We start from the raw sequence: 24,166 nt of genomic DNA, 5'->3' as shown, positions 1-24,166 counted from the left end.
CCGCTTTTAGAGATCGGCAGGCAATGGTTCTTTGAGCCACTGCATCGCGTTCTTTTCCAGGCTGCCATCGGCTTTGGCAGCGACCAGGATCTGATTGACCTTCTCCAGCAGCGCCGGCTCGTTCTTGTTCACGCCCACGTACACTGGCGAGTCCTTGAGCTTCACTTTCAGTGCAGGCACGCGTTTCGGGTTGCGTTCGCTGATCGCCACCATCACCACGTTGCCGCTGGCGATCAGGTCGACCTGGCCGGCCAGGTAGGCGGCGATGGTCGAGTTGTTGTCTTCGAAGCGCTTGATGGTCGCCTCTTTGGGCGCGACGGCAGTCAGCTCGATGTCTTCGATAGCGCCACGGGTCACGCTGATGGTCTTGCCCTTGAGATCGTCCAGGGTACTGATGGCGGCATCAGGCGGGCCGAACACCGCCAGGTAGAACGGTGCGTAGGCTTTGGAGAAGTCGATGACCTTTTCGCGCTCGGCGTTTTTGCCCAGGCTGGAAATCACCAGGTCGACCTTGCCGGTGGTGAGGAACGGGATACGGTTGGTGCTGTTGACCGGGGTCAGTTCCAGCTTGACCTTGAGTTGGTCGGCCAGCAGCTTGGCAGTGTCGATGTCCAGGCCGCGTGGCTTCATGTCGGGGCCGACCGAGCCGAACGGCGGGAAGTCCTGGGGCACGGCGACCTTGAGGGTGCCACGGGCAACGATGTCGTCCAGACCGTTGGCATGGGCAGGTGCCTGGCTCAGCATCAGGCTGGCAAACAGTGCAGTAAGCAGGGCGCTGTAGCGCTTGGTCATGGCAACTCTCCGAGAAGGGCGAAGGAATTTTCTGGATTTGTTCAGTGCACAGCCCATGCCATTACCGCTGGAACTGTCTGCGAGGCCGGGATTTGTTGAGCTTCCGTGGTCTTACTGGTCTGAACAGTGAGCGGACGTTTCGCACCCTTTTCGAGCGCCGGTAAAACCCGGCGAGCCCCTTTGGGGCGTGGCTTGCCGCCCGACCCGAATAGCTTTACAACTAGCCGCTCAGTTGACTGGAACCTTGAGTTTTTTATGAATTCCATCGCCCAAGCCGTACCGGAAGCGGCCCTGCAGGCCATCCGCAAACTGATCAAGGAGCAAGGCTTCGGGCCGGGCGATGCTTTGCCGTCCCAGCGCGATCTTGCGCTGCAGTTGGGCGTAAGCCGGGCGTCGTTGCGCGAGGCGTTGTCGTCCCTGAGCGCCTTGGGCGTGGTGAGTGTGCAGCCGGGCAAGGGCGTGTTCGTACAGGCTGCCGACGAGTCGCCGGGGTTTGCCTGGCCGTTTGCGGCGCAGGCTACGCCGCTGGATATCTTCCAGTTGCGCTACGCCCTTGAAGGCTTTGCGGCGGGGTTGGCGGCGGTGACGCTGACCATCGATGAGCTGGATAGCCTGGAAGACAACGTCGAGGCCATGCGCAAGGTGCTCAAGGCCGGCGACTTCGAAGCGGCTGCCCGACTGGACTTCGAATTCCATCAGCGCATCCTGCTGGCCAGTGGTAATCAAGCGATGGTGAGTATTCTCAGCGCCAGTGCCGAAGTGTTCCTCGAGAGCCAGAAACTACCGTTCATCCGGCCGGAGCGGGCCATGGAAACCTGGCAGGAGCACCGCCGGATAGTGCGCGCCCTGGCCCGTCGCGGCAGTGCAGCGGCGCAGAAAACCATGCAGGAACACGTGCGCAATGCGGCGTTGCGCACGGGCATCGCTTTCGTGACTCCCGTAACACCCTGAGTGGGGCGATACCCACACTCATGCGGCACCATAGCAAGACTCAATCAGAGGCGGCTTCCTGAACGGGGGAAGGGCGGCTATGATGGGCCACGTTTTTTTTGCTTACAATCCGGAGACATCCATGAGCAACGATCTTATCAAGCACGTCACCGACGCGACCTTTGAGGCCGAAGTACTCAAGGCTCAAGGCCCGGTGCTGGTTGACTACTGGGCTGAGTGGTGCGGCCCTTGCAAAATGATCGCTCCAGTCCTGGACGACATTGCAACCACTTACGAAGGCAAGCTGACCATTGCCAAGCTGAACATTGACGACAACCAGGAAACCCCGGCCAAGCACGGCGTGCGTGGTATTCCGACCCTGATGCTGTTCAAGAACGGCAACGTCGAAGCCACTAAAGTAGGCGCGCTGTCGAAGTCTCAGCTGCAAGCTTTCCTCGACGCGAACATCTAAGCGTCTTCAAAAAAGCCCCGCAAATCGCGGGGCTTTTTCGTGAGACAGGGCTAGACGCTCCGAAATTCAGATGGTACATTCGGCCCCGCACTGGTTTCTCCACTGCCCCCTGCAAGCCGTCGCCGACGCATTCCTTTTCGATTAGTACGCGATCCTGTCGCCTTCTCTGCGGCGCGGCCTCATTAAGCCAAAAGCTTAATTTCCCCCCTCCATAAATGATTACGTCATTCCTATATGAATCTGACTGAACTCAAGCAAAAGCCGATTACCGACCTGCTCCAACTGGCCGAAGAAATGGGCATAGAAAATATGGCCCGTTCGCGCAAGCAGGACGTGATTTTCTCCCTGCTCAAGAAGCACGCGAAAAGCGGCGAGGAAATCTCCGGTGATGGCGTGCTGGAGATTCTCCAGGACGGCTTCGGCTTCCTCCGCTCTGCAGACGCCTCCTATCTTGCCGGCCCAGACGATATCTACGTCTCGCCGAGCCAGATCCGTCGTTTCAACTTGCGCACCGGTGACACCATCGTTGGCAAGATCCGCCCTCCTAAGGAAGGCGAGCGCTATTTCGCCCTGCTCAAGGTCGACACGATCAACTTCGATCGTCCAGAGAACGCGAAAAACAAGATTCTCTTCGAGAACCTGACCCCGCTGTTCCCGACCGTGCGCATGAAGATGGAAGCCGGTAACGGTTCCACCGAAGACTTGACCGGTCGTGTGATCGACCTGTGCGCCCCGATCGGCAAAGGCCAGCGTGGCCTGATCGTCGCGCCGCCGAAAGCCGGTAAGACCATCATGCTGCAGAACATCGCAGCGAACATCGCGCGTAACAATCCTGAAGTTCACCTGATCGTACTGTTGATCGATGAGCGTCCGGAAGAAGTGACCGAAATGCAGCGCACCGTGCGCGGCGAAGTGGTTGCCTCCACGTTCGATGAGCCGCCAACCCGCCACGTGCAGGTTGCCGAAATGGTGATCGAGAAGGCCAAGCGCCTGGTCGAACACAAGAAGGACGTGGTGATCCTGCTCGACTCCATCACCCGTCTGGCCCGTGCCTACAACACCGTGATCCCGAGCTCCGGCAAGGTATTGACCGGTGGTGTCGATGCCCACGCCCTGGAGAAACCGAAGCGTTTCTTCGGCGCTGCGCGCAATATCGAAGAAGGCGGCTCGCTGACCATTATCGCCACCGCGCTGGTTGAAACCGGTTCGAAGATGGACGAAGTGATCTACGAAGAGTTCAAGGGTACCGGCAACATGGAACTGCCCCTGGACCGTCGTATCGCGGAAAAACGCGTGTTCCCGGCGATCAACATCAACCGTTCCGGCACCCGCCGCGAAGAGTTGCTGACTGCCGACGACGAACTGCAGCGCATGTGGATCCTGCGCAAGCTGCTGCACCCGATGGACGAAGTCGCCGCCATCGAGTTCCTGATCGACAAGCTGAAAGCCACCAAGACCAACGACGAGTTCTTTTTGTCGATGAAGCGTAAGTAATACGACGTTTCAGGTCCGAAAAAATGGCGCCCTCAGGGGCGCCATTTCTTTTCGTCGGTTTTTTAAGCATTCCCTGTACCCAAATGCACCGCGATAAGCTGCCAGTCGCCGTCATAGCAGGTAGGATGTAGGCCTATTTTACGGGTGGCATGGTTAATGAAATTCAAGGATCTTCGGGATTTCGTGCAGCAACTTGAGCAGCGCGGAGAGTTGAAACGTATCCAAATGCCGATTTCCCCGGTGCTGGAAATGACTGAGATTTGCGACCGTACCCTTCGCAACAAGGGCCCGGCACTGCTGTTCGAGAACCCGACCGGCTTTGATATCCCGGTGCTCGGCAACCTGTTCGGCACCCCCGAGCGCGTGGCTTTTGGCATGGGTGCCGAGGCGGTCAGCGAACTGCGCGAGATCGGCAAGCTGCTGGCCTTCCTCAAGGAGCCCGAGCCGCCCAAGGGGCTGAAGGATGCCTGGTCGAAGCTGCCAATCTTCCGCAAGATCATTGCCATGGCCCCCAAAGTGGTCAAGGACGCGGTGTGCCAGGAAGTGGTCATCGAAGGCGATGACGTCGACCTCGGCATGCTGCCCGTGCAGACCTGTTGGCCAGGCGACGTCGGCCCGCTGATCACCTGGGGCCTGACCGTCACCAAAGGCCCGAACAAGGACCGCCAAAACCTCGGTATCTACCGCCAGCAAGTGATCGGCCGCAACAAGGTGATCATGCGTTGGTTGAGCCACCGTGGCGGCGCCCTGGACTTCCGTGAGTGGTGTGAAAAGCACCCTGGCAAGCCGTTCCCGGTTTCCGTGGCCCTGGGTGCCGACCCGGCTACCATCCTCGGCGCCGTGACCCCGGTGCCGGACAGCCTGTCCGAATACGCGTTTGCCGGCCTGCTGCGCGGCAACCGCACCGAACTGGTGAAGTGCCGTGGCAATGACCTGCAAGTGCCGGCCACGGCCGAAATCATCCTCGAGGGCGTGATTCATCCGGGCGAGATGGCCGATGAAGGGCCGTACGGTGACCACACCGGCTATTACAATGAAGTCGACAGCTTCCCGGTATTCACCGTCGAGCGCATCACCCATCGGATCAAGCCGATCTACCACAGCACCTACACCGGCCGGCCGCCGGATGAGCCGGCTATTTTGGGCGTGGCGCTGAACGAAGTGTTCGTGCCGATCCTCCAAAAGCAATTCCCGGAGATCACCGACTTCTACCTGCCGCCGGAAGGCTGCTCGTACCGCATGGCCATCGTGACCATGAAGAAGTCGTACCCGGGCCATGCCAAGCGGGTAATGCTCGGTGTGTGGTCGTTTTTGCGACAGTTCATGTACACCAAGTTCGTTATTGTCACCGACGACGACATCAATGCCCGAGATTGGAACGACGTGATCTGGGCCATCACCACGCGCATGGACCCCAAGCGCGATACGGTGATGATCGACAACACGCCGATCGACTACCTCGACTTCGCCTCGCCAGTGTCGGGCTTGGGTTCGAAGATGGGCCTGGACGCCACCCACAAATGGCCGGGTGAAACCACCCGCGAATGGGGTCGGGTGATCGTTAAGGATGAAGCCGTCACTGCCCGTGTCGATGCGATCTGGAAAGAATTGGGAATAGATTGATGCGTGTAACCCTGCAACCTTCCGGCGCCGTGCTGGAGCTGGTCCCTGGCGAGCGAATCCTCGAAGGCGCGCGCCGCTTGGGCTACGAATGCCCCGAGGCCTGTCGCAACGGCGTATGCCATGTGTGCGCCGCGCTGCTCGTGGAAGGCCGAGTGCGGCAAGCCGGTGAAGTGCGCGACCATGGTGAGTTCTACACGTGTATCGCTGAGCCGCTGGAAGATTGCATTGTGTTATGGGATGGCGTGCTGGCGCCGGGAGAGTTGCCATTGCGCAAGTTGTCATGCCAATTGAGTGAATGCGTAGAAGTCGGTGGCGATGTATGGCGCGTGCGCCTGCGCGCGCCGGCCGGCAAGGCGGTGCGTTACCACGCCGGGCAATACTTGATGATCGAGCGCGACAATGGCGAGAAATCGGCATTCTCCCTGGCGTCGGCACCCCATGCTGGACGCGAGCTGGAGTTGCATGTGCTGGTCCGCGAGGACAGTGCGCGCACCCTATTGGAGCAACTGCAGCGTAACCAGATGGCCCGGATCGAAATGCCCTTTGGTGACACCCACTTGGCCGAGCTGCCGGACGGGCCGCTGGTGTTGATCGCTGCCGGTACCGGCATGGCGCAGATGCACAGCCTGATCGAGCATTGCCGCGCCTCCGGCTTCAAGCACCCGGTGCACCTGTACTGGGGCGTACGTCGCCCGGAAGATTTCTACGACATTGAGCACTGGGACCAGTGGCGGCAACTGCCCAACCTGTTCCTGCACAAAGTTGTCAGCGACTTGTGTGGTTGGGAAGGGCGCTGTGGGTTGTTGCATGAAGCGGTGTGTGAAGACATCACCGACCTCAAGTCGGTGCACGTCTACGCCAGCGGTTCACCGGCGATGATCTACGGTACCCTGGATGCGCTGGTAGATGCCGGCATGGATGCGCACCAGATGCGTGCCGATGTGTTCGCCTACGCCCCCCGGGCCTGACGCGATCACATACATCACGGGTGTACGCCGATCAAACTGTGGGAGCGGACTGCGTCGTGTCTGTGTCAGAAGCGCACGCCTGTGGTCACCATCGCCGCATTGAACCCCAGCAATACCATCTCTGCCGCCACCGGCCCGTAATGCGCGCCCACCGACGGAATGATCACCGGTGCCACGCCGTAACGATTCAGTGGGATCTTGTCGCGGTACTTGCCGCGATAACCCTGGATCGCTCCGCCGGTCAGCTTCAAATACACCGGATAGTTCGCCATGTCGTAGCGCTTGCCCGCGTACGCGTAATACGAGCGCTGCCTGAACGAATTGCGAAACGTTGCCCCGCCATACACGAAACCTGACGCTTCGTTGCGCTCCAGGCCGATCAGGTCCTGGTTGTTGTTGTGCTCCGGATCGGGCGCGAAATGCCGAGTGTAGACGCTGGTCTGCGCGTACCAGAAGCCTTTGTCGTCCTCGCTCGCGAGTGTTTCGCCAGCCAGTGCGGTGGTGGCCTGGGCCAGGAACAACAGGCCAGGCATTCGGAATCTCTTCATGGGTGCGACCTCAAGAGTCGATTTGGTGGGCGGCTAAGTGGGTCGTGATGTGTGCGCTATTTTGATGGGTTGGCGGGTTCCCAGGCTGAACCGGGGCTGAAAGCGACGGCATTGGCACGCGTAATGCTGACAAATGGCTGTGGCGCTTATATCCGTACTTATTCGCTTAGGGTATTTAGTGTCTCAGGCAAATGTCCTTAAGCTATATCTGAGACGGGCGGCTTATTGCTGCGGGTTTTATTACGGTAAAGTTGCTTACAACTGGTAATACATAGGAGGCGTACCGCTTTTCGCCATGACCGCCATTGAAACTGATCTTTTGCAGTTGGCTTACCCTCCGCGTCTCGATCTTGGGCCGCAACTCACTCACGAACAATTGATGAGCTCGATGCAGGCCACCATGGCCCGGCATAAGGGTGGGCCGGTCTGGCTATTTGCGTATGGTTCGCTGATCTGGCGCCCTGAATGCTCGTCGACCGAGCGCATGCGGGCACGGGTCCATGGTTATCATCGGGGTCTTTACTTGTGGTCCCACGAGCACCGGGGTACGCCGGAATTACCAGGTTTGGTCTTTGGTCTGGATCGCGGCGGCTCTTGCAGCGGGTTTGCTTACCGCTTGCCGGAAGATCAACTGGAGGCCTCGCTCTACGCCTTGTGGCAGCGCGAGATGCCTTACCCCTCTTACCGGCCGCACTGGCTCAGCTGCCGTCTGGAAGATGGCAGTACGGTGCAGGCATTGGGATTTGTCTTGGAGCGGCACCTGCCCAGCTACGCCGGCAACTTGCCGGATATCGTGCTGAACCACGTGTTGCAAAGCGCTTGCGGGCGTTACGGCACTACGCGTGATTATGTCGAGCAGACCGTCAACGCCCTGCGTAGCCACGCCATGCCAGATAAAAACCTGGAGGCGCGGCTCAAGCGTTGTGCGAAGGATTGCTCAGGCGGTTAACGCGCCGAGCTGACGCTGTTGGTGTGCCACAACGTTGGGATCAGGAAGGCGATTGCCAACACGCACGCGCCGATCAGCAGCACGAAACCGCCGTCCCAGCCGAAGTGGTCCACGGTGTAGCCCATGGCCGCACTCGCTGCCACCGAGCCCCCCAGGTAACCGAACAAACCGGTGAAGCCCGCCGCTGTGCCGGCGGCTTTCTTCGGCGCCAGCTCCAGCGCCTGCAGGCCGATCAGCATTACCGGGCCGTAGATCAGGAAACCGATGGACACCAGCGCGAGCATGTCGACCATCGGGTTACCCGGCGGGTTGAGCCAGTACACCAGGGTCGCCACGGTCACCAGGGCCATGAACACGATGCCGGTGAGGCCACGGTTGCCACGGAAGATCTTGTCCGACATCCAGCCGCACAGCAGCGTGCCCGGGATACCTGCCCACTCATAGAAGAAGTACGCCCAGGACGATTTGTCGACCGTGAAGTGCTTGGCTTCTTTCAAGTAGGTCGGCGCCCAGTCCAGTACGCCGTAGCGCAGCAGGTAGACGAACACGTTGGCGAAGGCGATGTACCAGAGCATTTTGTTGCGCAGCACGTACTTGACGAAGATTTCCTTGGCGCTGAATTCGTCTTCGTGGCTGGCGTCATAGCCTTCCGGGTAGTCGTTCTTGTACTTCTCGATCGACGGCAGGCCGACTGATTGCGGGGTGTCGCGCATGGTGATGAAGGCAAACGCCGCCACTGCCAATGCCACGGTCGCCGGTACATAAAACGCTGCGTGCCAGTCGTTGAACCAGCCCATGCCCAGCAGGAACAGCGGGCCGATCAGGCCGCCGCCGACGTTGTGCGCCACGTTCCATACCGACACCACGCCGCCGCGTTCTTTCTGCGACCACCAATGCACCATGGTCCGTCCACTGGGCGGCCAGCCCATGCCTTGAGCCCAGCCGTTGATGAACAGCAAAATGAACATCATGGTCACGCTGGACGTCGCCCAAGGTGCGAAACCGAAAATGAACATGACCCCAGCTGAAACCAGCAGGCCGAAGGGCAGGAAATAGCGCGGGTTGGAGCGGTCGGACACCAGGCCCATGAGGAACTTGGACAGGCCGTAGGCAATCGCGATAGCCGACATCGCCAGGCCCAGTTCACCACGGGTGTAACCCTCGTCGATCAAGTAGGGCATGGCCAGCGAGAAGTTTTTACGCAGCAGGTAGTACCCGGCGTAACCGAAGAAAATACCCGCGAAGATCTGCCAGCGCAGGCGTCGGTAGGTACTGTCTATTTTTTCTTCAGGCAGGGGCGCCTGATGTGCGGCAGGACGAAAGAAAGCAAACATTCAAGAGCTCCAAATTTCTTGTTTTGACTGCGGATGCGAATGTTACAGTTTCGTTACCGAAAATAGCATCGCCTCTTATCTGCAAACACAGGAAATCAGAGCAATTGCATGTTCTCTTATGAACATGTCGCGAATAGATAAGTGCTGGTCGGGATTGAGTTCGTGAGGCGTTGGAGATCCCAATGTGGGAGCGGGCTTGCTCCCACATTGACCGAATTTCACATCGTTTAGCGAGTTTGGACGACGACCTTGCCCACCGCCTTGCGCTGCCCCAAATCATTGATCGCCTGGGCGGCCTGTTCCAGCGGGTACACCTGCGACACCAGCGGCTTCAACTTATCCTCGGAATACCATGTGAACAACTGCTGGAAATTCGCCGCATTATCCTGCGGCTGACGCTGCGCAAATGAACCCCAGAACACCCCGACCACTGCGGCGCCCTTGAGAAGCGCCAGGTTCACCGGCAGTTCCGGAATACGCCCACTGGCAAACCCCACCACCAGCAGGCGGCCGTTCCAGGCGATGGCGCGGATGGCCTGGTCAAACAGATCGCCACCCACCGGGTCGTAGATCACATCGGCACCGTTGCCGTCGGTGAGGCGCTTGATCTCGTCTTTCAGGCTGGCTTCGCTGTAGTTGATCAGCTCATCAGCGCCAGCCGCCTTGGCCACTGCGAGTTTGTCGGCACTGCTGGCGGCGGCGATAACGCGTGCGCCCATGGCTTTGCCGATCTCCACGGCGGCCAGACCCACGCCACCGGAGGCGCCGAGGACCAACAGCGTTTCGCCAGGTTGCAGGTTGGCCCGCTGTTTCAGCGCGTGCATCGAGGTGCCGTAGGTCATGCTGAAAGCCGCGGCGGTGTTGAAGTCCATGCTCGGCGGGATCGGCAGTACGTTATAGCCCGGCACCGCGACCTGTTCGGCAAAGCTGCCCCAGCCGGTCAGCGCCATGACCCGATCACCGACTTTCAGGTGGCCGACCTTTTCGCCCACTTCACTGACCACGCCCGACGCTTCGCCACCCGGCGAAAACGGGAAGGGCGGCTTGAACTGGTACTTGCCCTCAATGATCAAGGTATCCGGGAAGTTGACCCCGGCGGCATGCACGTCCAGCAGGATTTCGTTCTTCTTGATCGCCGGGCTGGCGATTTCTTCCAGCACCAGGGTTTCGGCGGGGCCGAAGGCTTTGCACAGCACAGCTTTCATCGGACTATTCCTTTTGGCATCGTGGCCGATAAGTGTAGGAGGGTACGCCCGTGGGTCAACGAGCATGCCCGGGCCTGATAAGTCGCCATAAGCTTGTGCTCAGCCTTGCTAGCGTTATGCTACTTGGCAACCGAATGTGAGGAATGAACTGTGAAAGCGTGGATCCTGTTGATGCTGGCCCTGACCTTGCCGATGGCAGCCCAGGCCGAAGAGGCCAAAGAAGGCGAGGCGCCGAAGGTCAGCTATATCAGCCTGAGCCCGCCGTTCGTGGGCAACTACGGCCTGGATGGCACGGCGAAACTCAAGGTGTTCAAGGCCGACATCGCCCTGCGCGTGACCGGCACCGAAGCTGCCGCTGCGGTCAAAGCCAATGACGCGTTGATCCGTAACCAACTGGTGGCACTGTTCACTCAGCAGACCAACGAGAGCATGAGCACCGTTGAAGGCAAGGAAAAACTGCGCCAGGAAGCTCTGAAGCAAACCCAGCAAGTGATGAACGACGAGACCGGCAAGCCGGTAGTGGAAGACTTGTTGTTCAACAACCTGATCATCCAGTAACACCCTCCCCCGTAGCCGCTGTCGAGCCCTGGCGAGGCAGCGGCTACGTAGGCTTCGTCACGAGGCCAGGCTCTTCCTGAACCGCGCCAGCGCCACCGCAAAAAACACCAACCCAATCCCGGCCAACGCCAGCAAGTCCGGCCACACCAAGCCCACCCCCGCATCCCGGAACAGAATCGCCGCACTCAAACTCACAAAATGTGTCGACGGCGACCCTTGCATCACCCACTGCAACCACTCGGGCATGCTGTCCAACGGCGTGCTGCCGCCTGAGAGCAACAGCATGGGGATAATCACTGGAATCGCCAGCAAGCCGAACTGCGGCGTCGAACGCGCAAGCGTCGCCAGGAAAATCCCTAGGGCCGTACTGGCAAACAGGTACAGCGCCGTCACAAACAGAAACAGCCCGAGCGACCCGGCCAGCGGCACGCCGAGCAGCCCTTTGACCACCACTTCCAGCGACAGCCAAGTGCACAACACCACCACCAGCATGTTGCTCCAGATTTTTGCCAGCATGATCTCCAGCGCGGTCAGCGGCAGCACCAATAGATGGTCGAGGGTGCCGTGCTCACGCTCGCGCAGCAGCGCGGTACCGGTCAGGATAATCGCGAGGATGGTGATGTTGTTGACGATCTGGATCACCGCCAGGAACCAGCCACCTTCCAGGTTGGTATTGAACAATGCGCGGGTGGTCAGCAGGGCGGGCGCGTGGCGGGCGGCATCGGTCTGGCCGCTGTAATTGAGCAGTTCCCTCTGGAAAATCCGCCCGATATAGCCCGCGCCCATGAATGCCTGGCTCATCGCCGTGGCATCGACGTTCACCTGTACGCCGGGCTGGCGACCGGCCAACAGGTCGGCCTGGAAATTCGCCGGCACATTGATCACGAAGGTGTACTCGCCGCTGTCCATGACCTTGTCCAGTTGGTCATAGGGCAATGGCATGGGGGCCTGGAACTCGGGCGGTTGCAGCGCCTCGGCCATCTGACGCGAAAGCGGACTGTGGTCTTCATCGACAAACGCCACGCTGGCGTTGTGCACGCCGATCACCGATCCAGCGGCGGGCATATAGATAGCGACGGTGAAGGCGTAGAACAGGAACAGCAGCAACACGCTGTCGTGGCGCAGGCTGGTCAGTTCCTTGATACCCAGGCGCAGGATGTGCGCAAACTTATGCATCAGGCCTCCTGCTTCTTGAGCATGATCAGGCTCAGCCCGGTAAACCCTATAAAGAACCCGAACAGTGCCAGGCACTGCGGCCACAACTGGCGCAAGCCCAGGGCCTTGGTGAAAGTGCCCACGGCGATATCCAGAAAGTGCCCCGCCGGAAACAGCGTGCCCATCAACGCAGCCGCGCCTTCCAGGGACGAGCGTGGCACGATCAGCCCGGAGAACTGGATGGTCGGCAGGCTGGTGATGATCATGGTGCCGAGGATGGCGGCGATCTGCGTGCGGGTGAACGCCGAAATCAGCAGGCCCATGCTGGTGGTGGCCAGCACATACAGCAGGCCGCCGAACGCCAGTGTGAGGGCGCTGCCTTTGAACGGCACGCCGAACAGCCAGCGGTTCATCGCCACCAATATCGCCAGGTTGACCAGGCTCACCGCCAGGTAGGGCGCCTGTTTGCCGAGCAGGAATTCCAGGCGGGTCAGCGGCGTGGCGTAGAAGTTGGTGATCGAGCCCAGCTCCTTCTCGCGCACGATGCCGAGTGCCGTCAGCATCGCCGGGATAAACGCCAGGATCAGCGCCATCACCCCGGGGCCGATGGCATTCACACTGACCACGTCCTGGTTATAGCGGAAGCGGGTTTCCAGCTTGACGGCGGCTGAGTTGTTACGAGGCAGGCTGCTCAGCTCGGCCAGTTGCCGGAGGTTCTCCTGGTGCACGGCTTCAACGTAGTTGCGGCTGGTTTCCGCGCGAAACGGCATGCCGCCATCAAGCCAGGCAGCCACGGTGGGCTGGCGACCGGCGTAGAGATCACGGCCAAAACCGGGCGGTATCTCCAGCGCCAGTTTTATTTCCGAGCGTTGCAGGCGTCGGTGCAATTCATTCGAGTCGCTGATCAGCGGTTGCTCGGCGAAGTAGCGCGAGCTGCGAAAAGCCTCCAGGTAGGCGCGGCTTTGTGGCGTCTGGTCCTGGTCGTAGACCGCGAAGGCGAGGTTTTCCACATCCAGGGAGATGCCGTAGCCGAAGATCACCATCATGAACATTGCCCCCAGCAGCGCGAACGCCATGCGCACTTTGTCGCGCAACAGTTCCTTGCCTTCGCGGCTGGCTACGGCAAGCAGGCGAGACAGACTGAAGCCGCGCTTGCTCACGGGTGGCGCACTGGTTTCGCTGACGGTTGCGGCGGGCGCAGTGGGTTCCGGCTCGCCTTGGGCTTGTTCCAGGCAGGTGACGAACGCCGCTTCCAGCGTCTCGCCGTGGAATTGTTGTTGCAGCGCATCCGGCGTATCGCAGGCCAGTACCTTACCCGCGTGCATCAAGGAGATGCGGTCGCAACGCTGGGCTTCGTTCATAAAGTGGGTGGACAGGAAGATGGTCACGCCTTGTTCGCGGGACAGCTCGATCAGCAACCGCCAGAAGTCGTCGCGCGCGGCCGGGTCGACACCCGAAGTGGGCTCATCAAGGATCAGCACTTCAGGCCGATGCAGCACGGCCACGGCCAATGACAACCGCTGGCGCAAGCCGAGGGGCAGTTCGCCGGATGGTTGCTCGGCCACATCGCCGAGGTCGAAGCGCTGGATCAACTCATCAATACGCGGGCCACTGTCCGCCTTTGGCAAGTCGAACAATTGCGCATGCAGCATCAGGTTCTGGCGCACGCTGAGTTCGCCGTACAGCGAGAAGCTTTGTGACATGAACCCCACGCGTTTGCGAGTGGCCAGGTCCTTGGCGTTGACAGGATTGCCCAGCAGTGTCGCGCTGCCCTCAGTGGCGGGCATCAGCCCGGTGAGGACTTTCATGGTGGTGGTCTTGCCGCAGCCGTTGGAGCCGAGAAAGCCGAATATTTCGCCTCGGCCGATGGCGAAGCTGACGGTGTTCACCGCCGTGAAATCACCAAAACGCAGTGTCAGATCGTGGGCTTCGATGGCGATATCGGTGTTGTCGCTTTCCCTCGGCGGAATCACCAGCGGCTTATTGTCGTGGGCGCTGTCGCCCTGGAAGTGGGTGAAAGCCTCGTCCAATTTGCCGCTGGATGTTGCGGCGGCCAGTTCACTGCTCAAGCCGACCGCGATCAGTTTGCCGCGATCAAGCATCAAGCAATGTTCGAACTGCTCGGCTTCTTCCATGTAGGCCGTGGCTACCAGCAGCGTCAGTTGTGGGCGCTCGCTGCGTACGCTTTCGACCAGTTCCCAGAAGCGCCGGCGTGACAGTGGGTCGACGCCAGTAGTGGGCTCGTCAAGGATCAACAGGTCCGGGTCGTGGATCAGCGCGCAGCACAGGCCGAGTTTCTGCTTCATGCCGCCAGACAGCTTGCCGGCCGGACGCTCGGCGAAGCGCGCAAGGTCGGTGGCCAGCAGCAGGTTGTGCATGCGCTGGTCGCAGTCGGCTCTGGACAGGCCAAACAGCGTGGCAAAGAAACGGATGTTTTCACTGATGGACAATTCGGGATACAAATTGCCGCCCAAACCCTGGGGCATAAACGCGATGCGTGGGTACAGGCTGTTGCGGTGGCGGCGGTCTTCGATGGCGCCACCGAGCACTTCCAGCTGACCCTCCTGGAGTTTCTTAACCCCGGCGATCAAGCCCAGCAGGCTTGACTTGCCCGCGCCGTCCGGGCCAATCAACCCGCAGCGCGTACCGGCCGGCAGGCTGAAGGCGATGTCGACCAGTGCCTGCTGCTTTCCGTAGCGGTGGTTGATCCCGCTGGCCTGCAGCGCCAGCGCGGTCATTGCAGGTTGGCCGGCCAGTCGATGTCAGCTGTGCGTACATAACCCGCGCCGGGCATGCCCGGTTTGGCTTGGGGCACAGCGCTGGGTTGAGTCAGGCGCAGTTTGACGCGGAAGACCAGTTTCTGGCGTTCGTCGCGGGTTTCCACTTCCTTGGGTGTGAACTGGGATTTGGCGGCGACAAAACTGATCGTGGCCGGCAGCGGTTGGTCGGGCAGGGCATCGAGCAGGATGCGTGCGTCACTGCCGACGGTGAGGCGCCCGGCGACGGAGGCAGGCAGGTAGAGATTCATGTATTGATCATTGGGATCAATCAGCAGCAACACACGCCCGCCCGCACCCAGCACTTCGCCGGGTTCTGCCAGGCGCAGTTGGATGATCCCGTCGATAGGTGCGCGCAGGCTGCTGTCGTCGATTTCGCTGGTGAGCTGTGCGACTTGGGCTTGGGCGGCGACGATGGCGGCTTTCACCGAGGCGACTTGGGCTTGTGCGGCAACGACTGCTGCATTGCCGGTGTTCTGCCGCGCTTGCTGCTGGTCGATCAACTGGCTACTGGCGAAGCCGCGTTTGTACAGCTGTTGGGTACGCCTGAGTTCCTGGTTTGCCAGCAGTTGTTCGCTCTGGCGCAGTTGCACATTGGCTTCGGCAGCGGCGAAGTTTTCCTTGGCGCGCAGCACTTCAGCCTCGGCCTGGGCGCGTTGGGCTTCGAGGGTGCGGGTGTCCATGCGTGCGAGCAGTTGGCCCTTGAGTACCTTGTCGCCTTCGTCCACCCGCACGTCGGCCAGACGCCCGGGGATCTTGGTGGCGATCTGCACTTCGGTGGATTCCAGGCGGCCGTTACCCATGCCCAGCCCTTCGGGCAGGCGGTCCTGGGTGGAGCGCCAGTAACCGAAGCCGCCGGCACCCAGCAGCAGCGCGATGAGTGCGACGGCGAAAAGGCGGGAGGTGTGGTGGTTCGTCGACATGGCTGCTTCCAGCGGCTTTAGCGTTCCAGTGTGACCGGTTTGCCCTGAGAGGGCCTTGATGCCGGTCAGTTAAAGCAAATTGATCACGGCGGCCCATTGCTCGGGCGTGACGGCCATCACCGAAAGCCGGCTGCCTTTTTGCACCAAGGGCAATTCGGCGAGGGCGACTTGTTGTTTCAGATAGCCCAGGCCCAGCACGTTGGGAAAGGTCCGGACGTGCGCAACGTTGATCGCGCTCCACGGATTTTTTTCCCGGGTGGCCTTGCCGTCGAAATAGTGGCTTTCTGGTTCTAGCGCTGTGGGGTCCGGATAGGCCGCTTCGACGATTTTGCCGATGCCGGCAATGCCAGGCTCGGGGCAGCTGGAGTGGTAAAAGAAAAACTCGTCACCTACCGCCATCGCGCGCAAAAAGTTGCGCGCCTGGTAGTTGCGCACCCCGTCCCAGCGCGCTTCACCGAGCTTTTCCAAGCCTTTGATAGAGAGTTCATCGGGCTCGGATTTCATCAACCAATAGGCCATCTTTGGGCTCCTGAAAAAGACAGTGGGCAAGTTGTCAGGTAATTTGATGACAAACCGACAGTCGGTTGGCGCCAAGGTTTGCGTGTTGGTTCACGTTACCGCAGAATGCCGGCTTTTAAAGCTTGGCGCAGCTGCAACGGACTCCTTTGGAACGTTGTTGTCATCGTGTACGAGGTGCCTGCAGGGGGGCAATCGATGCAACGTAAACCGGATTTACTATGGATTTTGGTGATTTTGTTTGGTCTGGGCGTCGTGACCACCGGGTATGCACAAAGCTTGTGGTCGAACAACACCGATGCTCCCGTTGAACTGGCTCAGCAGCAGTCGCAACCGTTCAAGCGTTAACACTTCTTCAAGGCGCCGCTGATTCCAGTGGCGTCTGTGCGATGTACCAATTCTTATCTGTTACGGTGCCCGCCAACGGCACGTCCCAGCTCGCTTGCGCCAACCGATCGACCTTCTGACATTCATGGGCCAGGCCCAGCAACGTCGGCTTGCGCCAGCTCTTGCGGCGCGCCAGATAAGCCAGGCTGCGATCGTAAAACCCGCCGCCCATGCCCAGTCGCCCACCCGCATCATCGAACCCTACCAACGGCAGCAGCACCAGGTCCAGCGCCCAGACCTTGCGCTGACGGCTGATATTCACCCGTGGCTCCAGAATGCGAAACCGATTGGGCATCAGCTTTTCCCCAAGCCTTACGCGCTGGAACACCATCTTGGTTCGCGGCCAGGCGCTGAGTACCGGCAGGTACGTGGCCTTGCCTCGGCGCTGGGCTGCGCGCAGCAGCAAGCGCGGATCGATTTCACCGTCCGTCGGTAGATACAAAGAGATATGTTTGGCCCGGCGAAACAGCGGGTGCTGTGCCAGTTGCCGATACAGGCCGTGGGCGGCCTTGCGCTGCTCGCTTGGCGTGAGGGCGCGGCGGGCCTGGCGCAACATGCGTCGAAGGTGCGGACGGGAAAGCGGCGCAGGTTCGGTCATGGTTTCGGCTCATAAAACAATGCCAGTCCGAGGACTGGCATTGAGTTTGGGAATTCAGGCTCCCCGACAGAGCCGCTGTCGACTTAGCCCTTGAACCCGAAAGTTCAAGGTGGAAGATGCAGTAGGCTTTAAGGCTTTCCGTCTAGCGGACATGCACACCAGCCCAACGTGCAACTTCCAGGGTAGTGCGAATCGGCTCAGGGACATCGCCGACTGGCAAACACGCCAGGGAGTGGGGCGAGTATACCTTAAACAGTCGCGGCAATCAGCCCTTGGGTGCGTCTGTGTCGCTGGAAAGCGCCAGATCAACACGCTCCAGCAGGTCACGCACCTGCTCACGGGTAGAGCCGCTGGCCTGCACGTCAGGGCGTTCCTGCTTATGCAGTAAATCGTGAGTAATATTCAGCGCGGCCATCACGGCAATGCGGTCGGCGCCGATCACTTTGCCGCTGCTGCGGATTTCACGCATCTTGCCGTCCAGGTAGCGGGCGGCGCTCACCAGGTTGCTGCGCTCTTCTTGGGGGCAGATGATCGAATAGTCTTTGTCGAGGATCTGCACGGTGACGCTATTGCTTGAACTCATGAGTCTTGCTCCAGGGCCTTCAGGCGCGAAATCATCGATTCGACCTTACGCCGGGCGATTTCGTTTTTTTCAATGAGGTGAGCGCGTTCCTCGCGCCAGGTCTTTTCCTGAGCTAATAGGAGTCCGTTTTGAGTCTTTAGTTGCTCGACCCGGGTAATTAGCAATTCGAGTCTGGCCATCAGCGCTTGCAGGTCGGTGTCTTCCATTGGGTTCCACTGGATTTGTCTGATGAATGGCAACTGCAGGATAAACGATCTGACGCCCTTGATAGTCTTGGTACGCCTGCCGGTGCTAGGATACGACGCTCCATTCTAGACATTGCGCCGTCTGGCGCCTAGCTCACCATGCCTATTCAGAACTCCCCGTACGATGCTTTTTCCAAACTGCTGAGCGCCAGCGGCCACCCCTGCTCGCCTGCCGAACTGCACGGCGTGCTCCTGGGCCGTAGTTGCACCGGCGTTGGCTTTGACGCTGATAACTGGCTGGCCGATGTGGCCGAGCTGCTCGAAACCGAGCCGACCGACAACGTGCGTAACGCGCTGATCGGCTTGCAACAGATGGTCAAGGGCGAGCTGACCGGTGATGACGTCACCGTGGTCCTGCTGCTGCCGACTGACGACGCGCCGCTCACCGAACGCGCTGCAGCCTTGGGCCAATGGTGCCAAGGTTTCCTCCACGGCTTTGGCGTAAACGCCGGCGGCCTGGAATTGAGCACCGACGCCAAGGAAGTGTTGCAGGACCTGGCAGCCATCTCCCAGGTGCAAGACGCCCTGGAAGAATCCGAGGACGGTGAAGGCGACTACATGGAGGTGATGGAATACCTGCGCGTCGCGCCGCTGCTGCTATTCACAGAGACCAAGAAGTCTGCTGAGCCCGCTGCACCCAAGCCGTCGCTGCATTAAGAAAGGAAGCCCATCTGTCCATGATTCATATCCCCCGAGCGGAATACACGCGGCGCCGCAAGGCGCTCATGGCGCAGATGGAACCCAACAGCATCGCGATCCTGCCGGCCGCCGCCGTGGCGATCCGCAACCGTGATGTCGAACACGTGTACCGCCAGGACAGCGATTTTCAGTACCTGAGCGGTTTCCCCGAGCCGCAAGCGGTGATCGTGCTGATGCCCGGCCGCCAGCACGGCGAGTACGTGCTGTTCTGCCGCGAACGCAATGCCGAACGCGAGCTCTGGGACGGCCTGCGCGCCGGCACCGAAGGCGCAATTCGCGACTTTGGCGCCGACGATGCCTTCCCCTTCACCGATATCGACGACATCCTGCCCGGCCTGATCGAAGGCCGCGACCGGGTGTATTCGGCCATGGGCAGCAACGCCGAATTCGACCGGCACCTGATGGAGTGGATCAACGTGATCCGCTCTAAAGCGCACCTCGGCGCCCAGCCACCGAACGAATTCGTTGCCCTGGATCATCTGCTTCACGACATGCGTCTGTATAAATCGGCGGCAGAAGTGAAGGTGATGCGCGAGGCCGCACGCATCTCCTGCGCCGCCCATGTGCGGGCGATGCAGGCCAGCAGGGCTGGTTTGCACGAGTTCAGCCTGGAAGCCGAGCTGGACTACGAATTCCGCAAGGGCGGCGCGAAAATGCCGGCTTATGGTTCCATCGTCGCCGCTGGCCGCAACAGCTGCATCCTGCATTACCAGCAGAATGACGCGCTGCTCAAGGACGGCGACCTGGTGCTGATCGACGCCGGTTGCGAGATCGACTGCTACGCCAGCGACATCACCCGTACCTGGCCGGTCAACGGCAAGTTTTCGCCCGAACAGAAGGCGGTCTACGAAATTGTGCTGGCCTCCCAGGAAGCTGCCTTTGCCCAGATCGCCCCCAACAAGCATTGGAACCAGGCCCACGAGGCCACAGTGCACGTCATAACCGCCGGGCTGGTGAAGCTTGGGTTGTTGCAGGGTGACGTCGACGAGCTGATCGCCAGCGAAGCCTATAAAGCGTTCTACATGCACCGCGCCGGCCACTGGCTGGGTATGGATGTGCATGATGTGGGCGAGTACAAAGTGGGCGGTGAGTGGCGTGTGCTGGAAGTCGGTATGGCGTTGACCGTTGAGCCGGGGATCTACATCTCACCGGACAATCAGAACGTGGCAAAGAAATGGCGTGGCATTGGCGTACGCATTGAGGACGACGTGGTGGTAACCAAGCAAGGCTGTGAAATCCTGACCGGCGGCGTGCCCAAGACCGTCGCCGATATCGAAGCGCTGATGGCGGCTGCGCGATGAGCCGGGTCAACCTGGCGATCATCGGCGGTGGCCTGGTCGGTGCCAGCCTGGCGTTGGCGTTGCAGGCGGGGGCCAAGGCGCGCGGCTGGAAGATCGTGCTGATCGAACCGTTCGCGCCGGGCGACAGCTACCAGCCGAGCTACGACGCGCGCTCTTCGGCGCTGTCCTTCGGCGCCCGGCAGATCTATCAGCGTTTGGGCCTGTGGCAGGGCATTTCCCGTCGCGCCGAGCCGATCAAGCAGATCCATGTGTCCGACCGTGGGCGCTTCTCCACGGCGCGTCTGTCGGCCATGGAGGAGGGCGTGCCCGCCCTTGGTTATGTGGTGGAAAACGCCTGGCTGGGCCAGTGCCTGTGGCAGGGCCTGGATAAAGACGTGGTCAGTTGGCGCTGCCCGGCGGAAGTCACGCGCATGGAGCCGCTGTCCGATGGCTACCGCCTTACCCTCAACGATGAAACCGTGCTGGAATGCGACCTCGCGGTGCTGGCCGACGGCGGCCGTTCCGGCTTGCGCGAGCAACTGGGCATCGGCGTTAAAACCCGCCCGTATAACCAGAGCGCGCTGATCGCCAACATCACGCCTAGCGAAGCCCACAACGGCGAAGCATTCGAGCGCTTCACCGATGAAGGCCCCATGGCCTTGCTGCCGCTGCCCGACAACCGTTGCGCGCTGGTGTGGACGCGCATCGGTTTGGATGCCCAGCGCCTGGCCAACCTTGATGAACGTAGCTTCTTGAGTGAATTGCAGGACGTGTTCGGCTACCGCCTGGGCACCCTGAAGCAAGTCGGCGCACGTCATCTGTACCCGCTGACGTTGGTTGAGGCCGAGGAGCAAGTGCGTTCGCACTTGGCAATCCTTGGCAATGCCGCCCACAGCCTGCACCCGATTGCCGGGCAGGGCTTCAACTTGTCCCTGCGCGATGCGAATGCCTTGGCTGAGGCCTTGCTGGCCGGCCCGCAAGTACCGGGCGACCTGGCAACCTTGCAGTGCTATCGCGAGCGTCAGCGCCTCGACCAGAAACTTACCGTGGGCTTCTCCGACCAGGTCACGCGCCTGTTTGGCAGCGCCCAACCGCTGGTCGCGCTGGGCCGCAACATGGGCCTGCTGGGCCTTGACCTGTTACCGCCGGCCAAGCGCTGGTTCGCCCGTCAGGCCATGGGCCTGGGCACGCGTCCCGATGCGTAAGTGGTTGATCGAGCGCCTGGGCAAGGCGCGGTTGTTGCGTTGGATCATGACCCTGTATCCGCCTTACTTGGGGGCGGGGGTCCGCGTCCGGTATATGAGCGCCGATTTCCGTCAGGTCAAAGTGCGTATGGGCCTGGGCTGGTACAACCGCAACTATGTCGGCACGCAATTCGGTGGCAGCCTGTATTCGATGGTGGATCCGTTCTACATGCTGATGCTGATGGAGAACCTGGGCCGCGACTACATAGTGTGGGACAAGGCCGCGAGCATCGATTTCATCTCGCCGGGCAAAGGCCCGGTGTACGCCGAGTTTTGCGTCGACGACGCCTTGCTCGCTGAGGTGCGTCGACACACCGAAGGTGGCGAGAAGTACTTGCCCCACCTCAAGGTCGAGATACATGACGGCTCCGGCACCCTGGTGGCGCGGGTCGACAAAACCCTTTACGTGCGGCGTAAGCCGCCAGCGAGACAGGCTTAAAGCATGGACATGCGCGCAGATGTGCTGATTGTCGGGGCCGGAATGGTCGGAAGCGCCCTGGCGCTGGCGTTGCAAGGCAGTGGCCTGCAGGTGCTGCTGCTCGACGGCAGCCCGCTGAGCGTCAAGCCTTTCGACCGCGAGGCCGCATTCGAACCCCGCGTGAGCGCCTTGTCGGCCGCCAGCCAGCGCATCCTCGAGCGCCTGGGGGTGTGGGACGGCATCGTGTCGCGCCGTGTCAGCCCTTATGGCGAGATGCAGGTGTGGGACGGCAGCGGCACCGGGCAGATCCACTTCTCGGCGGCCAGCGTGCATGCCGAGTTGCTGGGGCATATTGTCGAGAACCGCGTGGTTCAGGATGCCTTGCTCGACCGTCTGCACGACTGCGACCTGGGCCTGTTGGCCAACGCGCGTCTGGAGCAGATGCGCCGCTCCGGCGATGACTGGTTGCTGACCCTGGCCGATGGGCGCAAGTTGCGTGCGCCGTTGGTGGTTGCCGCCGATGGCGCCAACTCCGCCGTGCGCCGCCTGACCGGCACGGCGACCCGTGAATGGGATTACCTGCATAACGCCATCGTCACCAGCGTGCGTAGCAACGAGCCGCACCAGCGCACGGCGTGGCAACGCTTTACCGATACCGGCCCGCTGGCGTTCCTGCCGCTTGTGCGGGATGGGCAGGAGGATTGGTGCTCGATTGTCTGGTCGACCACGCCCGCTGAGTCTGAACGCCTGATGGCGCTGGATGATCAAAGCTTCTGCCGTGAACTGGAGCGGGCTTTTGAAGGCCGGTTGGGTGCGGTGCTGAGCGCCGACCCGCGCGTTTGTGTGCCGTTGCGCCAACGTCATGCCAAACGCTATGTGGCCGAAGGGTTGGCGTTGATCGGCGACGCGGCCCACGTCATCCATCCATTGGCGGGGCAGGGCGTGAACCTGGGCTTTCTTGACGCAGCGACACTGGCCGAAGTGCTGCTGTCGGCGACCGAGCGCGGTGAGCGCCTGGCGGATGTGAAGGTGCTGAGCCGCTACGAACGCCGACGCATGCCGCATAACCTAGCGTTGATGGCGGCGATGGAAGGCTTCGAGCGGCTGTTCCAGGCTGACCAACTACCGCTGCGCTGGTTGCGTAATGCCGGATTGAAGCTGGTCGACCAGATGCCCGAAGCCAAGGCCGTGTTTGTACGCCAGGCGCTGGGCCTGACCGGCGATCTTCCTGACCTGGCAAAACCCTGACATCGAAGCCCGGTCCCCTGTGGGATCGGACTTGCCCGCGAAGAGGCCATCAGCTCCACCGCAAAAAGTTGGCTATGCAACATCTGGTAACGCCTGCGGCAAGCACCACCAAATGTGAGTCCTTATCATTTGCCCTCTTTTCGCAAATGAGAGACCGCCCCCATGCTGGCACCCAAGCGCCTCCTGACTGCCCTGGCACTCACCCTGATCGGCAGCACCACCGTGCAGGCCGCCGACGAAGTGGTGGTCTACTCCTCGCGCATCGACGAACTGATCAAGCTAGTGTTCGACGCCTACACCCAGAAGACCGGCGTGCAGGTGAAGTTCATCACCGACAAGGAAGCCCCGCTGATGCAGCGCATCAAGGCCGAGGGCGAGAATGCCACCGCCGACCTGCTGCTCACCGTGGATGCCGGCAACCTCTGGCAGGCCGAGCAGATGGGCATCCTGCAACCGTTCACCTCAACGGTGATCGATAAGAATATTCCGCTGCAGTATCGCTCGTCGGCCCACGCCTGGACTGGCTTGAGCTTGCGCGCGCGGACTGTCGCCTATTCCACCGACCGGGTAAAACCGGGTGACCTCACCACTTACGAAGCCCTGGCCGACAAACAGTGGGAAGGCCGTCTGTGCCTGCGTACGGCGAAAAAGGTCTACAACCAGTCGCTGACTGCCACCCTTATCGAAACCCATGGCGCGGCCAAGACCGAAGAAATCGTCAAGGGGTGGGTCAACAACCTGTCCACCGACGTATTCTCCGATGACATCGCGGTGCTCGAAGCCATCAACGCCGGGCAGTGCGACGTAGGGATCGTCAACACCTACTACTACGGCCGCCTGCACAAGCAGAAGCCGGACCTTGCGGTAAAGCTGTTCTGGCCGAACCAGGGCGACCGTGGCGTGCATGTGAACCTGTCGGGTATTGGCCTGACCAAGCACGCGCCGCACCCGGAAGCCGCCAAGGCGCTGGTGGAGTGGATGACCACGCCTGAGGCGCAGAAGATCTTTGCCGACGTGAACCAGGAGTTCCCGGCGAACCCGGCGGTAGCGCCGTCGGCCGAAGTGGCATCCTGGGGTAAATTCGTGGCGGACACCTTGCCGGTGGAAGTGGCGGGCAAGCGTCAGGCTGAGGCGATTCGGTTGATGGATAGGGCTGGCTGGAACTAAATTTGTAAAACGCCGTAGATCGAAATGTGGGAGCGGGCTTGCTCGCGAAAGCG

General features: G+C 60.9%; 25 protein-coding genes and 1 other RNA gene. 14 read left to right on the top strand and 12 right to left on the bottom strand.

Features of this window, described 5'->3' with window-relative positions; genetic code table 11:
- Positions 1 to 6: 6 nt before the first annotated feature.
- On the bottom strand, positions 7 to 792 hold the full coding sequence (locus AACY36_RS04175; RefSeq protein WP_339415159.1) for a transporter substrate-binding domain-containing protein: 786 nt from the start codon (positions 790 to 792) through the stop codon (positions 7 to 9).
- A gap of 255 nt (positions 793 to 1,047) precedes the next feature.
- Here AACY36_RS04175 and AACY36_RS04170 point away from each other — a divergent pair, with 255 nt between their 5' ends.
- From AACY36_RS04170 to AACY36_RS04150, 5 genes are all read left to right on the top strand, one after another.
- Complete coding sequence (locus AACY36_RS04170) at positions 1,048 to 1,743, top strand: FadR/GntR family transcriptional regulator (protein WP_339427620.1); 696 nt, start codon at positions 1,048 to 1,050, stop codon at positions 1,741 to 1,743.
- 121 nt (positions 1,744 to 1,864) lie between these two features.
- Positions 1,865 to 2,194, top strand: coding sequence for a thioredoxin TrxA (trxA, locus tag AACY36_RS04165; RefSeq protein WP_003213989.1), 330 nt, complete (start codon positions 1,865 to 1,867; stop codon positions 2,192 to 2,194).
- A 234-nt stretch (positions 2,195 to 2,428) separates the two neighbouring features.
- Positions 2,429 to 3,688, top strand: a complete 1,260-nt coding sequence (rho, locus tag AACY36_RS04160) for a transcription termination factor Rho (protein WP_048729328.1) — start codon at positions 2,429 to 2,431, stop codon at positions 3,686 to 3,688.
- A gap of 156 nt (positions 3,689 to 3,844) precedes the next feature.
- On the top strand, positions 3,845 to 5,311 hold the full coding sequence (ubiD, locus tag AACY36_RS04155) for a 4-hydroxy-3-polyprenylbenzoate decarboxylase (RefSeq protein WP_049711003.1): 1,467 nt from the start codon (positions 3,845 to 3,847) through the stop codon (positions 5,309 to 5,311).
- On the top strand, positions 5,311 to 6,279 hold the full coding sequence (locus AACY36_RS04150) for a CDP-6-deoxy-delta-3,4-glucoseen reductase (RefSeq protein WP_339415161.1): 969 nt from the start codon (positions 5,311 to 5,313) through the stop codon (positions 6,277 to 6,279). Before ubiD ends, AACY36_RS04150 begins: the two co-directional genes overlap by 1 nt.
- 65 nt (positions 6,280 to 6,344) lie before the next feature.
- Here the strand turns inward: AACY36_RS04150 and AACY36_RS04145 are convergent, their stop codons facing one another.
- Complete coding sequence (locus tag AACY36_RS04145) at positions 6,345 to 6,827, bottom strand: sn-glycerol-3-phosphate transporter (RefSeq protein WP_339415162.1); 483 nt, start codon at positions 6,825 to 6,827, stop codon at positions 6,345 to 6,347.
- 295 nt (positions 6,828 to 7,122) lie between these two features.
- Here AACY36_RS04145 and AACY36_RS04140 point away from each other — a divergent pair, with 295 nt between their 5' ends.
- Positions 7,123 to 7,776, top strand: a complete 654-nt coding sequence (locus AACY36_RS04140; RefSeq protein WP_049711006.1) for a gamma-glutamylcyclotransferase — start codon at positions 7,123 to 7,125, stop codon at positions 7,774 to 7,776.
- On the opposite strand, the gene glpT is transcribed toward AACY36_RS04140, so the two are convergent.
- Complete coding sequence (gene glpT / locus AACY36_RS04135) at positions 7,773 to 9,110, bottom strand: glycerol-3-phosphate transporter (protein WP_339415163.1); 1,338 nt, start codon at positions 9,108 to 9,110, stop codon at positions 7,773 to 7,775. The two genes, AACY36_RS04140 and glpT, sit on opposite strands and share 4 nt — an antisense overlap.
- Positions 9,111 to 9,337: 227 nt before the next feature.
- The gene (locus tag AACY36_RS04130; protein ID WP_339415164.1) at positions 9,338 to 10,315 is read right to left on the bottom strand and encodes an NADPH:quinone oxidoreductase family protein; all 978 of its coding nucleotides are present in this window, start codon (positions 10,313 to 10,315) and stop codon (positions 9,338 to 9,340) included.
- Positions 10,316 to 10,465: 150 nt separating this feature from the next.
- On the opposite strand from AACY36_RS04130, the gene AACY36_RS04125 reads away from it, so the two are divergent.
- A complete protein-coding gene (locus tag AACY36_RS04125) occupies positions 10,466 to 10,873 on the top strand; it encodes a flagellar basal body-associated protein FliL (protein ID WP_049711009.1) in 408 nt (135 codons plus the stop codon).
- Between the two features lie 57 nt (positions 10,874 to 10,930).
- On the opposite strand, the gene AACY36_RS04120 is transcribed toward AACY36_RS04125, so the two are convergent.
- The 4 genes from AACY36_RS04120 to AACY36_RS04105 form a co-directional block, all read right to left on the bottom strand.
- Positions 10,931 to 12,049, bottom strand: coding sequence for an ABC transporter permease (locus AACY36_RS04120; RefSeq protein WP_339415165.1), 1,119 nt, complete (start codon positions 12,047 to 12,049; stop codon positions 10,931 to 10,933).
- Positions 12,049 to 14,766, bottom strand: a complete 2,718-nt coding sequence (gene rbbA / locus AACY36_RS04115) for a ribosome-associated ATPase/putative transporter RbbA (protein ID WP_339438909.1) — start codon at positions 14,764 to 14,766, stop codon at positions 12,049 to 12,051. Before rbbA ends, AACY36_RS04120 begins: the two co-directional genes overlap by 1 nt.
- Complete coding sequence (locus AACY36_RS04110; protein WP_339415167.1) at positions 14,763 to 15,728, bottom strand: HlyD family secretion protein; 966 nt, start codon at positions 15,726 to 15,728, stop codon at positions 14,763 to 14,765. Before AACY36_RS04110 ends, rbbA begins: the two co-directional genes overlap by 4 nt.
- Before the next feature lie 69 nt (positions 15,729 to 15,797).
- The gene (locus AACY36_RS04105; protein WP_339415168.1) at positions 15,798 to 16,247 is read right to left on the bottom strand and encodes an EVE domain-containing protein; all 450 of its coding nucleotides are present in this window, start codon (positions 16,245 to 16,247) and stop codon (positions 15,798 to 15,800) included.
- Positions 16,248 to 16,442: 195 nt separating this feature from the next.
- Here AACY36_RS04105 and AACY36_RS04100 point away from each other — a divergent pair, with 195 nt between their 5' ends.
- Entirely contained in the window at positions 16,443 to 16,592 is a 150-nt protein-coding gene (locus AACY36_RS04100; RefSeq protein ID WP_339415169.1) for a hypothetical protein, read from the top strand.
- A 7-nt stretch (positions 16,593 to 16,599) separates the two neighbouring features.
- Here the strand turns inward: AACY36_RS04100 and AACY36_RS04095 are convergent, their stop codons facing one another.
- The 4 genes from AACY36_RS04095 to AACY36_RS04080 all read right to left on the bottom strand — a co-directional run bounded on the left by AACY36_RS04095 (position 16,600) and on the right by AACY36_RS04080 (position 18,018).
- A complete protein-coding gene (locus AACY36_RS04095; RefSeq protein WP_339415170.1) occupies positions 16,600 to 17,229 on the bottom strand; it encodes a 5-formyltetrahydrofolate cyclo-ligase in 630 nt (209 codons plus the stop codon).
- 56 nt (positions 17,230 to 17,285) lie between these two features.
- Positions 17,286 to 17,464: non-coding RNA, 6S RNA (ssrS, locus tag AACY36_RS04090), on the bottom strand.
- 30 nt (positions 17,465 to 17,494) lie between these two features.
- Entirely contained in the window at positions 17,495 to 17,812 is a 318-nt protein-coding gene (locus tag AACY36_RS04085) for a cell division protein ZapA (RefSeq protein WP_339415171.1), read from the bottom strand.
- Positions 17,809 to 18,018: a TIGR02449 family protein gene (locus AACY36_RS04080; protein WP_339415172.1), complete on the bottom strand. Its 210-nt coding sequence runs from the start codon at positions 18,016 to 18,018 to the stop codon at positions 17,809 to 17,811. Before AACY36_RS04080 ends, AACY36_RS04085 begins: the two co-directional genes overlap by 4 nt.
- Before the next feature lie 138 nt (positions 18,019 to 18,156).
- Here AACY36_RS04080 and AACY36_RS04075 point away from each other — a divergent pair, with 138 nt between their 5' ends.
- The 6 genes from AACY36_RS04075 to AACY36_RS04050 all read left to right on the top strand — a co-directional run bounded on the left by AACY36_RS04075 (position 18,157) and on the right by AACY36_RS04050 (position 24,113).
- Complete coding sequence (locus tag AACY36_RS04075) at positions 18,157 to 18,714, top strand: YecA/YgfB family protein (RefSeq protein ID WP_339427623.1); 558 nt, start codon at positions 18,157 to 18,159, stop codon at positions 18,712 to 18,714.
- A 20-nt stretch (positions 18,715 to 18,734) separates the two neighbouring features.
- Complete coding sequence (gene pepP / locus AACY36_RS04070; protein ID WP_339427624.1) at positions 18,735 to 20,057, top strand: Xaa-Pro aminopeptidase; 1,323 nt, start codon at positions 18,735 to 18,737, stop codon at positions 20,055 to 20,057.
- Entirely contained in the window at positions 20,054 to 21,241 is a 1,188-nt protein-coding gene (gene ubiH, locus AACY36_RS04065) for a 2-octaprenyl-6-methoxyphenyl hydroxylase (RefSeq protein ID WP_339415176.1), read from the top strand. Before pepP ends, ubiH begins: the two co-directional genes overlap by 4 nt.
- Positions 21,234 to 21,719 (top strand): DUF4442 domain-containing protein, encoded by a 486-nt coding sequence (locus AACY36_RS04060; RefSeq protein WP_339415177.1) that lies wholly within the window; start codon positions 21,234 to 21,236, stop codon positions 21,717 to 21,719. The genes ubiH and AACY36_RS04060 overlap by 8 nt, the downstream gene beginning before the upstream one ends.
- Before the next feature lie 9 nt (positions 21,720 to 21,728).
- On the top strand, positions 21,729 to 22,946 hold the full coding sequence (locus AACY36_RS04055) for a 2-octaprenyl-3-methyl-6-methoxy-1,4-benzoquinol hydroxylase (RefSeq protein WP_339415451.1): 1,218 nt from the start codon (positions 21,729 to 21,731) through the stop codon (positions 22,944 to 22,946).
- 162 nt (positions 22,947 to 23,108) lie between these two features.
- The gene (locus AACY36_RS04050) at positions 23,109 to 24,113 is read left to right on the top strand and encodes an extracellular solute-binding protein (protein WP_339496769.1); all 1,005 of its coding nucleotides are present in this window, start codon (positions 23,109 to 23,111) and stop codon (positions 24,111 to 24,113) included.
- Positions 24,114 to 24,166: the final 53 nt, after the last annotated feature.

This window comes from Pseudomonas sp. EA_15y_Pfl1_P101, assembly GCF_963970835.1.
Lineage (GTDB): Bacteria > Pseudomonadota > Gammaproteobacteria > Pseudomonadales > Pseudomonadaceae > Aquipseudomonas > Aquipseudomonas tritici.
Note: the sequence above shows the minus strand (reverse complement) of the source record. Positions and strands in the feature narration are given on the sequence as shown.